We start from the raw sequence: 13,039 nt of genomic DNA, 5'->3' as shown, positions 1-13,039 counted from the left end.
ATGCGATGAACGAAAATAAAGGCTTCTGGTACGCCGACTGGTCTTTCCCGATCTTTGTTGGCCTGCTCTCCTCGGGGGTTTTCGCCGGGACCCACATGTATTACCTCTATGGCATTGGCGCGTTTAACGAAGTGGCGTTTGTCTCGATGCTGCGCGCCGGCATGGAAACCGGCGTCTACGGCGCGGTCGCCGCCTTTGGTGCCAGCTTCCTGTTTGCCCGCATTATTGAAGGCTCGCTGGTGGGCATTCTCGATATCGGCGGCGCGATCCAGACCGGGGTCGGCTGGGTGTGCCGGCACTGCTGCTGGGGGCGGGCATCATCTTCCCCGTGGCGAACTTCGCAGCTTCGCTGGCGACGGGCCTGGTGATTGGCGTGGCGATTGGCTACCTGATCATTCTGGCGCGTAAATTCACCATCAATCAGAGCGACTCCACCTACGGCGCAGACGTGATGATGGGTGCTGGTAATGCTTCAGGCCGCTTTCTGGGGCCGCTGATCATCCTGTCCGCCATGGCGGCCTCCATTCCGATTGGTCTGGGCTCGCTGCTGGGTGCGCTGCTGTTCTATCTCTGGAACAAGCCGATTACCGGCGGTGCCATCCTCGGTGCGATGATCCTGGGTGCGCTGTTCCCGATTGCTCTCTGATCTCACCGGCAGCCCGGCAGCGGGCTGTCGTTAAGGAGAAACCATGTACGACTTGATTATCCGCAATGCGCGCCTCAGCGATGAGCAGGTGGTCGATATTGCGCTGCAGGATGGCCGCATTGCTGCCATCGGCAAGGTGCAGGGCAGCGCACCGCGTGAGCGCGATCTGGCGGGCCGCTACTACCTCAGCGCGGGCTGGATCGACTCCCACGTTCACTGCTATCCCAAATCGCCCATTTATCATGATGAAGCGGACGCGATCGGCGTGGCGCATGGCGTCACCACAGTGGTTGATGCGGGCAGCACCGGCGCAGAGCACATTGATGACTTCTACCAGCTAACGCGCGCGGCGCAAACCCAGGTCTATGCGCTGATCAATATCGCCCGTACCGGCATCGTCACTCAGAATGAGCTGGCCGATATGACGCAGATCGATGGCGAGGCGGTGCAGCAGGCCGTGGCTCGACTGCCCGATTTTATTGTCGGCCTCAAGGCGCGCATCAGCAGCAGCGTGGTCGGTCAGAACGGCGTCCAGCCGCTGATCAAAGCCAAAGCGATCCAGCAGGAGAGCGGCAGTCTGCCGCTGATGGTTCACATTGGCAATAATCCACCCAATCTCGACCAGATTGCGGATCTGCTCACCACAGGCGACATCATCACGCACTGCTTTAATGGCAAACCCAACCGCATTCTGACGCCGCAGGGTGAACTCAAAGCGGCGGTAAAACATGCCATTGCACGTGGCGTAAAACTCGATGTTGGCCACGGCAGCGCCAGCTTCAGCTTCGAGGTCGCCCGCGTGGCGATTGCGCAGGGCATTCTGCCCGACACCATCAGCTCTGACATCTACTGCCGTAATCGCCTGACCGGGCCGGTTCACAGCCTGGCGCATGTGATGTCGAAATTCTTCAGCGTCGGTATGACGCTGCCGCAGGTGATCGACTGCGTGACGGTCAATGCGGCCACAGGACTGCGCCTGCTGCGCAAGGGCCAGCTGAAAGTTGGCTATGACGCCGACCTGACTGTTTTTAGCGTCAAAGAGGAAAGCCGGCCCTTTATCGATTCAGAAGGTGAACAGGTAACCGGTGAGAAGCATCTGGTTCCGCTGGCGGCCGTGGTCGCTGGCACGTGGATCGCGACAGAAGAAGGAATAGCGCATGACCTCGGTATATGAAAAGTATGGCCTGAAGCCGGTAATTAACGCCTCTGGCCGTATGACGATCCTCGGCGTCTCTACGCCGTCGAGTGACGTGATCGATACGGTGAAATACGGCCTCGACCACTACTTCGAAATGAAAGATCTGGTGGATAAGACCGGTGCTTATATCGCCGGTCTGCTGAAGGTGGAGAACGCGCTGGTGGTCTCCTGCGCCTCCGCAGGCATCGCCCAGTGCGTGGCGGCGGTGATTGTGAAAGACAATGACTGGCTGGTGGATAACCTGCACGCCGCACCGCTGACCATCCCGCACCAGATTGTAGTGCCGAAAGGCCACAACGTGAACTATGGCGCCCCGGTCGGCAGCATGGTGGCACTGGGTGGCGGGCAACTGGTGGAAGCGGGTTACAGCAACGAGTGCTCACCTGCCCAGCTGGCGGCGGCGATCACGCCGCAGACCGCAGCAATCCTCTATGTGAAATCGCATCACTGCGTGCAGAAGAGCCATCTTGATGTAGCGCAGGCCGCGGCGGTTGCGCGTGAGCATGGTGTACCGCTGATCGTCGATGCAGCCGCGGAAGAGGATCTGCAGTGCTACTACCAGGCGGGTGCCGATCTGGTGATCTACAGCGGCGCAAAAGCGATTGAAGGGCCGACCAGCGGGCTGGTGATTGGCAGACACCACTACGTTGAGTGGGTCAAACGCCAGACCAACGGCATTGGCCGCGCAATGAAAGTGGGCAAAGAGGGGATTCTGGGGCTGACCCAGGCAATCGAAAACTATCTGACGCAGCCAAAAATCAGCGGCGCGCAGATGGTGGAAAAAATGACGCCGTTTATTGAGCAGCTCAATGGCCTGCATGGCGTGACGGCTCGGATCGTATGGGATGCCGCCGGACGTGATATCGCCCGCACGGAGATCGCCTTTGACGAAGCTGCAATCCAGCAGCGCACCGGCGATCTGGTGCAGGCGCTGAAAAAGGGCGACGTCGCGATCTACTTCCGTGGCTACAAAGCCAACGAGGGGATCATTGAAGCAGACGTGCGCAGCGTCAGCGCTGATCAACTGAACACTATTTTCACCCGCATTCAGGCACTGTTAAACGGAGAGAAACACGCATGACGCTGACCCCCAACTTTTATCAGGATCGCATCTGCCTTAACGTCCTGGCGGGATCAAAAGAGAACGCCCGCGCCATCTGGCAGGCAGCAGAAGGGCACGTGCTGGTCGGCGTGCTGTCAAAAAACTACGCCAGCAATGACGCCGCTATCGCTGATATGCGCGAGTATGCTGCGCTGATTGATAATGCGCTGTCGGTGGGGCTGGGTGCGGGTGATCCTAATCAGTCACAGATGGTGAGTGAGATCTCCGCGGTGCTGCAACCGCAGCATGTGAACCAGGTCTTTACCGGCGTCGCCACCAGTCGTGCGCTGCTGGGCCAGTCACAGACCATCGTGAACGGTCTGATCTCGCCCACCGGCACGCCGGGTCAGGTGAAAATCTCTACCGGACCGCGCAGCGCAAAACAGCAGGACGGGATCGTGCCTATCGAAACGGCGATTGCGATGCTGCAGGATATGGGCGGCAGCTCGGTGAAATATTTCCCGATGGGCGGTCTGCAGGTGGTGGATGAGTATCGCGCCGTGGCGGAAGCCTGTGCAAAACTCGATTTCTGGCTGGAGCCCACCGGCGGTATCGATCTGGAGAATTTCGGCGAGATCGTGCGCATTGCGCTGGAGTCCGGCGTCAGCAAAGTGATCCCGCACGTCTACAGTTCGATCATCGACAAAGCCAGCGGAGAGACCCGCATCGAAGATGTGCAGCAGCTACTGACCATCTGTAAAACGCTGCTGGCGTAGAGATCGACACGATCAGCCTGCAGCAGGCCGATCGCGCAACATGGACGTTGTGTGACGATCGCCGTAGGCTGATGTTCCCACTTTCTGTCTGCAAACAGGTAACGCTTGTGAGATTTCCCAATCAGCGCCTCGCGCAACTGTTCGATGCCCTGCAAAACGAAACGCTGCCTCAGGATGAGCTGGCGCGGCGTTTTGCCGTCTCGACCCGCACCGTGCGCACCGATATCACGGCGCTGAATGCGCTGCTGGCAGAGCATGGCGCGCAGTTTATCCTGAGCCGTGGCGCGGGCTATCAGCTGAAGATTGAGGATGCTCAGCGCTTTCAGCATCTGCAGCAGCACACCGCGTCGCCGCTGCGGGTGCCACGCACCTCGCCAGACCGGGTTCGCTACCTGCTGACCCGCTTTCTCACTGCGGCCTATTCGCTGAAACTTGAAGAGCTGGCCGAAGAGTGGTTTGTCAGCCGCGCCACCCTGCAGAATGATATGGCAGAAGTCCGCGAATGGCTGGGGCGCTATCACCTCACTATTGAAAGCAAGCCACACTACGGCATGAAGCTGTTCGGCAGCGAAGTGGCGATTCGGACCTGCCTGACCGATCTGTTATGGCAAATCGATCAGGCGCAGCCGGAGAGTCCGCTGCTGACGATTGAAGCGCTCAACAGCGGCATGCTGGAGACGCTGCGCCCGCTGCTGCAAAACTGCTTTGCCCAGCACAATATTCGCCTCAGCGATGAGGGCGAGCGCTATCTGCGGCTTTACTGCGCCGTGGCGGTGCGTCGCATCAGTGAAGGCTATCCGTTAAACGATCCGGGAGCCGAGGAGATTGGTGATGAGGTGCGTGAAGCGGCACATCAGCTGATTAATCTGATGCGCCCGCTGGTCAGCAAACCGATTTCACCAGCGGAAGAGAACTGGCTGCGGGTCAATATTGCGGCGCGGCGCATTCAGGCGATCGCCCCCAGCGCTATTAATGCCGATGACGCCGACGCTTTAGTGGATTACCTGCTCAGCTTTATTAACACCCACTACAACTTCAATCTGCAAAACGATCAGCAACTGCGTGCCGATCTGCTCACCCACATCAAAACCATGATTACCCGGGTGCGCTATCAGATCCACATTCCCAACCCCTTGCTCAGCAACATCAAGCAGCACTATCCGATGGCCTACGATGTCACCTTAGCGGCGGTAACCAGCTGGGGGAAATATACCCCGTATGTTATCTCCGAAAATGAGATCGGCTTTCTGGTTCTGCATATTGGCGTCGGGCTGGAGCGCCACTATGACGTCGGCTATCAGCGCCATCCGCAGGTGCTGCTGGTGTGCGACAGCGGTAACTCTACGCTGCGCATGATTGAGGCAATGCTGCTGCGTAAATACCCGCAGTTACAGGTCACGGCGCGCCTGTCACAGCGCGAATATGAGGCGCGCAGCCGTATCGACGAAGATTTTGTTATCTCGACCATCCGGCTCAGTGAAAAAGAGAAACCGGTGGTGGTGATGTCACCGTTTCCCACCGGTTTTCAGCTGGAGCAGATTGGCAAGCTGGTGCTGGTCGACCGGACGCGGCCCTATATGTTGGCGAAATTTTTTGATGCCCAGCACTTTCATATTGTTGACAGGCCGATGACCCAGTCTGAACTGTTTCGTCAGCTGTGCGATCAGCTGCAGGCGGAGGGCTTTGTGGATGCGGCGTTCTGTCCGTCGGTTGAAGAGCGTGAAGCGATTGTCAGCACCATGCTGGGCGAAGGGATCGCACTGCCGCACTCGCTGGGACTGCTGGCAAAGAAAACCGTGGTCTATACCGTGCTGGCTCCGCATGGCATCTCGTGGGGCGACGATACCGCCTATGTCATCTTCCTGCTGGCCATCAGCAAAAGTGAGTATGAAGAGGCAATGGCGATATACGATCTGTTTGTGACGTTCCTGCGTGAACGGGCGATGACCCGCCTGCGGGACAGCAGCGATTTCAACAGCTTCAGGGCGGTGGCGATGGATTGCCTGAGCCGGTCTTAGCTTCGCCCTGAAACCATGATACTTAGTTTTTCTTCGCCAGCAGGCGCGGGATCTCGCGCAGACACCAGGATTTGGCTTCGCCCATGCTGTCACGCCGCCACGCCATAATAATATCGACCTCGCGAGTATACTCCGGACTCACTACCCGCAGGCGACCTTCAGCAATATCCTGCTCGACTAATGAATAGGGCATGGTTGCCACGCCCAGGCCCGCCAGCAGCGCACGCCGCTTGTCGTCCATACTGCTCACGGTCAGGCGCTGCTGCTTATCCAGCAACTGCACGGTCAGCACCGGACGCTCACGTGCGGTATCCGCAACCGCAATGCCACGGTATTTCACCCGCGTCACTTCAGACTGCGGTTCCGGCTCGTTATGAATCGGGTGATCCGCACTGGCGACGTAGACGCTCATCATGGTGTAGAGCTTGCGGGTGTTGATCTCGGTAGAGGCGCGGAAGTGCATATCGGGGGCAATCACGATATCGGCGCGGCCCTGTTCCAGTCGTTCCCATGCGCCCGCCAGCACTTCCGTCACCAGCGAAAACTGCGTGTTGGCTTTGTCGGCCAGACGGGTCACCAGCGGAAACAGCGCATCAATGGGCACCAGCGCTTCGGTAACAATGGTCAGATGGGTTTCCCAGCCACGCGCCAGCGCTTCTGCATCGGTGGTGAGCTTATCGGCCGCTTCCAGCAGCACCCGGCCACGCTCCAGCAGCATGCGTCCCACATTGGTAAATTTGGTACGGTGACCGGAGCGGTCAAACAGCACCACATCCAGCTCCTCTTCCAGCTTCTGCATGGTGTAGCTGAGGGCGGAAGGCACTCGCCCCAGTTCATCTGCGGCTGCTGCAAAACTGCCACGCCGATCAATCGCATCCATAACGCGTAACGATTCAAGGGTTAACGCACGCTCTTTGGCCATCCCGGGTCTCTGTCAGGAAATTTGAACATGCCGGGCAGATTAACTGGCTAACAATCCGGCGTCCAGACTTTTACCATGGGTGCATAAAGTCCGTGGCCGATCCTCGTCACCGGATGCCGGAGGTAAATAATGATAACGACACGCAGTGCGTCCGCCTGTGGCCAGGCCGATTTCGGCTGGTTGCAGGGCCGCTACAGTTTCTCTTTTGGCCACTATTTTGATCCTAAACTGATGGGTTACGCGTCGCTGCGCGTACTGAACCAGGAAGTGCTGGCACCGGGTGCCGCTTTTCAGCCGCGCACTTATCCTCAGGTCGATGTGCTGAACATCGTGCTGCAGGGTGAAGCCGAATACCGCGACAGCGAAGGCAACACCATCAGCGTGCGGGAAGGGGAAGCGCTGCTGCTCTCTGCTCAGCCCGGAGTGAGTTACACCGAAATTAACCTGAGCAAAGATCGCCCGCTGACGCGCATGCAGCTCTGGCTGGCCGCCTGTCCGGAGCGCGAAAATCCGCGGATGCAGAAAATAGCCCTGACGGAAGGTCGCGTGTCTCAGCTGATTGCTTCGCCGGATGGCGTGGACGACAGCCTGCAACTGCGTCAGCAGGTGTGGATCCATCAGGTCGAGCTGGCACCGGGCGAACATTACTCGCTGCCGATACAGGGGCCGCGAGCCTATCTGCAGTCGATTCACGGTTCGCTGGAGGCGATGTCCGGCACGGATCATCAGGAGACGCTGGGCTGTGGCGATGGTGCCTTTTTGCAGGAAGAGAAGCAGTTGCAGCTGACTGCAAAAACCGCGACCCGCGCGCTGGTTATCGACATTCCGGTCTGAAACGGTCTGAAAAAAAAGCAATAAAAAAGGCGGCCAGGGCCGCCTTTTTGCGTTTTTATCGGTTACTTCAGCATGGTAAAGGCGGTGGTGACGTGCTTCACGCCACTGACGCGACTGGCAACATCGGCCGCGGCCTGTGCTTCCTGTTGCGTCACCAGACCCAACAGGAACACTTCGCCATTCTCTGTCGTCACCTTCACGTTGGAGGATTTCACCTGATCGCTGCCCAGCAGCTGCGAGCGAATTTTGGTGGTGATCCAGGTGTCGGAGGACGTGGTGCCCAGCGTCACTTTCTGGCCGATGCGGATCTCGTTGTAGACTTCGGTTGCGCCATCAACGCCCATGGTGATCTGTTTGGCACGATTGGCGATCTCCTGCGAAGGTGCCTGGCCGGTCAGCAGCACTTTGCCCTGATAGGCGGTGGCGACTACGCGGGCATCGGTTTTAATCTGCTGATCTTTTGCCAGCGCGTTAGTGACGCGCAGCTCCAGGGTGCCGTCATCAACCTGCGTCCCTACCGAGCGGGGATCGGTCGCCGTCTTGGTGGCAACCGCTGCGCCGCCAGCCACAACCGCAACGCAGCCCTGCAGCAGCATGGCGGTTAACAGAATAGCTATAGCATTCAATGCTTTCATTCGTGCTCCTTCGGTCATTCCTGATGGGGAAAGAGAGTGTTATCGATCAGATCGCATAAGCAATTAACGGTGAGCATATGCATCTCCTGAATACGGGCGCTGCGGTGCGACGGAATGCGGATTTCCACATCCTGCGGACCCAGCAGTCCGGCGAGCTCTCCGCCATCATACCCGGTAAGCGCAACGATAGTCATATCGCGTGTTACCGCCGCTTCTACCGCCTTAACGATGTCGCGGGTGTTGCCCCGGGTTGAGATAGCCAGTAACACATCGCCTGCGTGACCCAGTGCGCGCACCTGCTTGGCATAGATTTCATCGTGCAGACGGTCGTTACCAATCGCGGTCAGCATCACGTTGTCTGCACTTAAGGCCAGCGCCGGTAAGCTGGGGCGTTCGGTCTCAAAACGGTTGATCATGCTGGCGGCGAAATGCTGGGCATTGGCGGATGAAGCACCGTTACCACAGCTCAGGATTTTATTGCCATTCAGTAGCGACTGTACCAGCGTCATAGCCGCGCGCGAGATAGCATCGGGCAACGCCTCGGCTGCGGCAATCTGGGTTTGAATACTTTCGGTAAAACACGCTTTAATTCTTTCCTGCACACGACCACCTGGTTCTAAACGTCTGCATTAAAGGCATTCGGCAGCCACTCGAGCGCCTTGCCGGTAATGGCGATGATGTCGAAACGGCAATTCACTGTTTCAAAACTGCCGCCGCGTTGCGCCAGCCAGAGAGCGGCAGCGCGCAGCAGCTTTTGTTGTTTATTCCGGGTAACGCTGGCGAGTGCGCCACCATAACGCGCATTGCGCCGGTAGCGGACTTCAACAAACACCCAACAGTGCCCGTCACGCATAATCAGGTCAAGTTCACCATTGCGAAAGTGAACATTGCTGGCGACCCATATCAGGCCAGCCTGCTCCAGATAGCGCCGGGCATCTTCTTCATGCCCGGCACCAATCTGACGGCGATTTAGTTGGCCGGTGCGATTTCGCCCCGACGATACTGGTTCCATGTCAACTTCCTGTTGATCACACAATCCGTGTCGGCGCTGAGCTTGCCGGTATTGCCATCCAGCGTAAAGCCAGGAGACTGACGCATCTGGTTGAAGTGATTCGCCAGCGTCCAGGCATCCATACCCATGGCATAGAGACGCACCAGCGAGTAGTCATTATTGAATGACTTTGAGGTCTGCTGCATCAGGCCAGGGTTGCTGCCGGAGAGCAGCGGAATATCGCTGAACTGCAGGCCATCCATTTCCAGACGGAAGTCCGGGCCGGCACCCGCCTGCGCGCTGCGCGAGCTGGCATACAGCGAAATGTTGCTGCGGCTGCCGGTGCGCATGGCAATCATAGGCTTGATCAGCTGCAGTTCATCCTGCGTGGAGACGATGTAGACCGCATCGACGCCGCCACCGCTGCTGGTGCTGACCACATCTGGCGTGCTCTGTTGCGGTGCCGGAATGGTCAGGCCCGCAATCGAAACACCCTGCGGCTCAGCAGGTGCAGCGTTCACCGGCGTACCCGATAAGCTGATGCCCGCACCGCTGTTGATGCCCTGTTTCAGCTCAGATGTCGAGCCAAATCGCTGCTGAATGACGGTGCTGCCACCCAGTTTCTGCCACTCCTGAGCAAAAGCGTTGGTGACGCGATCGCCCAGTCCGCTGCGCGGCACCAGCAACAGCGGCTGGCGTTTGCCCTGATCCCAGATATGGTGCGCGGCATCGCGCGCTTCGTCTTCAGGAGAAAGCGCAAAGTAGCAGATATTCGGATGGTTCTGGATCTTCTCCGGCTCATTGAGCGCAAGCACATTCAGTGGCGTCTGGCTGTTGGCGACCTTTTCAACGTTGCTCTTCAGCAGCGGGCCGACCACGATAGTCGCGCCATCCTGCTGAGCCTGCTGCATGACCTGCTCAATAGGCTGGCTGCTGGTGTCATAGACCTTAATCTGGGCGTTGCTGGCCGGTGCGGCAGTAGCTGGCTGAGACTGGGGCTGTGACTGAGGTTGTGTTGTGGTGTCAGCAGACTGCTGCGGCGCGCTGATGGGATCGGCAGCCGATCCCGCTGCAGCGGCAGGTTGCGTGCTGGCCGTCGCATCTGCAGCGGCAGGCTGGGCAGCAGCAGGCTGAGCGACCGGTGCGGAGACGCCGTTCTTCGCGTCGTTAAAGCCTTTCTGAATCGCATTCGCGAACACCTGCGCCTGGCCGTTCAGCGGCAGCAACAGCGCGATGATGCTGGTTGAGGCTTTGGTGTAGTTCTGCATCTGGCTTAGCTGCGTCGGCAGCGTTTTGGCCGCCGGGTTCTGTGGATAGCGGGTCTGCCAGTCTTTGATAGCTGACTTCAGCATCTCCGCATCCTGCGCGTTGGCGCGCCAGACCGCGAGCAGATCGAGCCAGCCCTGCAGCACATTTTCGTCGGCATTAATCACCAGGTTGCTGGCCTCCTGCGGCGACATCTGCGTCAGTGTCTGCCAGGTGGCGTCAATGTTGGCCTGATGATCGGTGCCTTTCAGCAGCGGCTCCTGCGCAATATAGGTGCGCAGCAGTGAGAGTGAAGGGCGACCCTGGGCGCTGGCGATCTGCAGGCTGTAATAACGCGCCAGCTGATCCTGCGACAGCGAACCGGTTTTCACGGCAGCTAATAGCGGTTCAGCCTCTTTGGTTTTCTGCTGTGAAATCAGCAATTGCGCTTTCAGCAGCAGGGATTCCTGTTGCTGCGTCTCAGAGAGTTGCTGCGGCAACTGGCTCAGTTGCTGGGTCGCCTCAGGATACTTTCCTTCCTTCAACAGGGCGCGGATTGCGAGTAATTGCCAGTCGGTCTTGCTATCATCGCTGCTTTGCTGCGCTTGCTGCAGATAGTAAGCGGAGCTGGCGGTGACTGGCCCCTGAATATTGACGGTTGAGGTTTGCGGCCCCTGACCGCTACATGCGGCTAAAATCAGCCCAGCAAGAATGACAGGCAGAAAGCGTCCTGCTTTATGACGAACGACTTTTGAAGGAAGCATACTGTATCCAGTGATGTTTTTTTCAAGATGCTCAATATTAAATCGGCAATTCGGATGAAACAATGAAACAACTCGATCGGGCAGAGATTTCTGCCAGCACGCTCTACATCGTTCCAACCCCGATTGGTAATTTGGGTGATATCACCCAGCGGGCGCTGACGGTGCTTTCGAGCGTCGATCTGGTCGCTGCGGAAGATACACGTCATACCGGGCTGTTGCTACAACATTTCGCCATCAATGCGCGACTCTTCTCACTTCATGACCACAACGAGCAGCACAAGGCTGAACTGCTGTTAACGAAGCTGCAGGAGGGTCAAAGCATAGCCTTAGTTTCCGATGCTGGCACGCCGCTGATCAACGATCCGGGCTACCATCTGGTACGTCGCTGCCGTGAAGCGGGTATTCGTGTGGTGCCGCTGCCCGGTGCCTGTGCTGCCATTGCCGCGTTAAGTGCTGCAGGACTGCCATCCGATCGTTTCTGTTACGAAGGGTTTCTGCCCGCCAAAACCAAAGGCCGCTGCGATGCGCTGCGGGCGCTGGTACAGGAGCCACGCACGCTGATTTTTTATGAATCGACCCACCGTCTGATCGACAGTCTGCAGGATATGGTGAGTGAGCTGGGGGCTGAACGCTACGTCGTGCTGGCGCGCGAGCTGACCAAGACCTGGGAGTCAATTTACGGTGCACCGGTTGGCGAACTGCTGGCCTGGGTGAAAGAAGATGAGAATCGTCGTAAAGGTGAAATGGTGCTGATTGTTGAAGGGCACAAGGTCGATGACGAAGACGCGTTACCGGCCGATGCGCTGCGTACGCTGGCGCTGCTGCAAAAAGAGCTGCCGCTGAAACGCGCCGCTGCGCTGACCGCTGAGATCCACAGCGTGAAGAAAAATGCCCTCTATAAGTATGCGCTGGAGCAGCAAGAGGCGTGACAAATGCCGGCGAATGTCCTATTATCCCGCGCCGAAGCTGACCAGACAGTCGCCGCTTTGTCGTCGTCCTCACTTGTGGGGAGACGGGCAGAGGGGAGGAAAGTCCGGGCTCCATAGGGCAGGGTGCCAGGTAACGCCTGGGAGGCGCAAGCCTACGACCAGTGCAACAGAGAGCAAACCGCCGATGGCCCAGAAATGGGATCAGGTAAGGGTGAAAGGGTGCGGTAAGAGCGCACCGCGCGACTGGCAACAGTTCGTGGCACGGTAAACTCCACCCGGAGCAAGGCCAAATAGGGGTTCACAAGGTACGGCCCGTACTGAACCCGGGTAGGCTGCTTGAGCCAGTGAGCGATTGCTGGCCTAGATGAATGACTGTCCACGACAGAACCCGGCTTAACGGTCAGCTTCGACTTTTTACCAGAAACCCCGCCTCGGCGGGGTTTCTGCTTTTGCGGGCCTGCTGCAGGCAGCGATGAATGACTGTCCACGACGCTCTCTATGAAAAGAACGCGGCTTAACGGTCAGCGTCGACTTTTTACCAGAAACCCCGCCTCGGCGGGGTTTTTGCTTTTGCGGGCCTGCTGCAGGCAGCGATGAATGACTGTCCACGACGCTCTCTATGAAAAGAACGCGGCTTAACGGTCAGCGTCGACTTTTTACCAGAAACCCCGCCTCGGCGGGGTTTCTGCTTTTGTGGGCCTGCTGCAGGCAGCGATGAATGACTGTCCACGACGCTCTCTATGAAAAGAACGCGGCTTAACGGTCAGCGTCGACTTTTTACCAGAAACCCCGCTTCGGCGGGGTTTTTGCTTTTGCGGGCCTGGTGCAGGCAGCGATGAATGACTGTCCACGACGCTCTCTATGAAAAGAACGCGGCTTAACGGTCAGCGTCGACTTTTTACCATAAACCCCGCTTCGGCGGGGTTTTTGCTTTTGTGGGCCTGGTGCAGGCAGCGATGAATGACTGTCCACGACGCTCTCTATGAAAAGAATGCGGCTTAATGGTCAGCGTCGACTTTTACCAGAGACTCCGCTTCGG

Annotated in this window: 11 protein-coding genes, 1 other RNA gene and 1 pseudogene; 8 read left to right on the top strand and 5 right to left on the bottom strand. The window is 58.1% G+C overall.

What is annotated here, in order from left to right; translation table 11 throughout:
- The first annotated feature begins 5 nt into the window (after positions 1-5).
- The 5 genes and pseudogenes from BY447_RS08060 to BY447_RS08040 all read left to right on the top strand — a co-directional run bounded on the left by BY447_RS08060 (position 6) and on the right by BY447_RS08040 (position 5,680).
- Positions 6-646: pseudogene (locus BY447_RS08060) on the top strand (DUF4310 family protein).
- Positions 647-689: 43 nt separating this feature from the next.
- A complete protein-coding gene (locus BY447_RS08055; protein WP_110330926.1) occupies positions 690-1,820 on the top strand; it encodes an amidohydrolase/deacetylase family metallohydrolase in 1,131 nt (376 codons plus the stop codon).
- Positions 1,804-2,925, top strand: a complete 1,122-nt coding sequence (locus tag BY447_RS08050) for a DgaE family pyridoxal phosphate-dependent ammonia lyase (RefSeq protein WP_110330925.1) — start codon at positions 1,804-1,806, stop codon at positions 2,923-2,925. The genes BY447_RS08055 and BY447_RS08050 overlap by 17 nt, the downstream gene beginning before the upstream one ends.
- Positions 2,922-3,662, top strand: a complete 741-nt coding sequence (gene dagF, locus BY447_RS08045) for a 2-dehydro-3-deoxy-phosphogluconate aldolase (protein ID WP_110330924.1) — start codon at positions 2,922-2,924, stop codon at positions 3,660-3,662. Before BY447_RS08050 ends, dagF begins: the two co-directional genes overlap by 4 nt.
- A gap of 107 nt (positions 3,663-3,769) precedes the next feature.
- The gene (locus BY447_RS08040) at positions 3,770-5,680 is read left to right on the top strand and encodes a BglG family transcription antiterminator (protein ID WP_110330923.1); all 1,911 of its coding nucleotides are present in this window, start codon (positions 3,770-3,772) and stop codon (positions 5,678-5,680) included.
- A gap of 22 nt (positions 5,681-5,702) precedes the next feature.
- On the opposite strand, the gene BY447_RS08035 is transcribed toward BY447_RS08040, so the two are convergent.
- Positions 5,703-6,602 (bottom strand): LysR family transcriptional regulator, encoded by a 900-nt coding sequence (locus BY447_RS08035; RefSeq protein ID WP_013359142.1) that lies wholly within the window; start codon positions 6,600-6,602, stop codon positions 5,703-5,705.
- A gap of 129 nt (positions 6,603-6,731) precedes the next feature.
- Between BY447_RS08035 and BY447_RS08030 the strand changes: the two genes are divergently transcribed.
- Complete coding sequence (locus BY447_RS08030) at positions 6,732-7,436, top strand: pirin family protein (protein WP_107320127.1); 705 nt, start codon at positions 6,732-6,734, stop codon at positions 7,434-7,436.
- Between the two features lie 62 nt (positions 7,437-7,498).
- Here BY447_RS08030 and dolP read toward each other — a convergent pair whose 3' ends face one another.
- Genes dolP through BY447_RS08010 form a run of 4 tightly spaced genes read right to left on the bottom strand, consistent with a single transcriptional unit; the run spans position 7,499 to position 11,071 of the window.
- Complete coding sequence (gene dolP, locus BY447_RS08025) at positions 7,499-8,071, bottom strand: division/outer membrane stress-associated lipid-binding lipoprotein (protein WP_008925774.1); 573 nt, start codon at positions 8,069-8,071, stop codon at positions 7,499-7,501.
- A gap of 14 nt (positions 8,072-8,085) precedes the next feature.
- Positions 8,086-8,673, bottom strand: a complete 588-nt coding sequence (gene diaA, locus BY447_RS08020) for a DnaA initiator-associating protein DiaA (protein WP_003855538.1) — start codon at positions 8,671-8,673, stop codon at positions 8,086-8,088.
- 14 nt (positions 8,674-8,687) lie between these two features.
- Positions 8,688-9,083, bottom strand: a complete 396-nt coding sequence (locus BY447_RS08015) for a YraN family protein (RefSeq protein WP_013359139.1) — start codon at positions 9,081-9,083, stop codon at positions 8,688-8,690.
- Positions 9,041-11,071, bottom strand: a complete 2,031-nt coding sequence (locus BY447_RS08010) for a penicillin-binding protein activator (protein ID WP_110330922.1) — start codon at positions 11,069-11,071, stop codon at positions 9,041-9,043. The genes BY447_RS08015 and BY447_RS08010 overlap by 43 nt, the downstream gene beginning before the upstream one ends.
- A gap of 62 nt (positions 11,072-11,133) precedes the next feature.
- On the opposite strand from BY447_RS08010, the gene rsmI reads away from it, so the two are divergent.
- Both rsmI and rnpB read left to right on the top strand, forming a co-directional pair.
- Positions 11,134-12,000, top strand: a complete 867-nt coding sequence (gene rsmI, locus BY447_RS08005) for a 16S rRNA (cytidine(1402)-2'-O)-methyltransferase (protein WP_098052308.1) — start codon at positions 11,134-11,136, stop codon at positions 11,998-12,000.
- Between the two features lie 33 nt (positions 12,001-12,033).
- Positions 12,034-12,412, top strand: an RNA gene (rnpB, locus tag BY447_RS08000) — RNase P RNA component class A.
- The last annotated feature ends 627 nt before the right edge of the window (positions 12,413-13,039 follow it).

This window comes from Pantoea sp. JKS000250, from assembly GCF_003201065.1.
Lineage (GTDB): Bacteria > Pseudomonadota > Gammaproteobacteria > Enterobacterales > Enterobacteriaceae > Pantoea > Pantoea vagans.
Note: the sequence above shows the minus strand (reverse complement) of the source record. Positions and strands in the feature narration are given on the sequence as shown.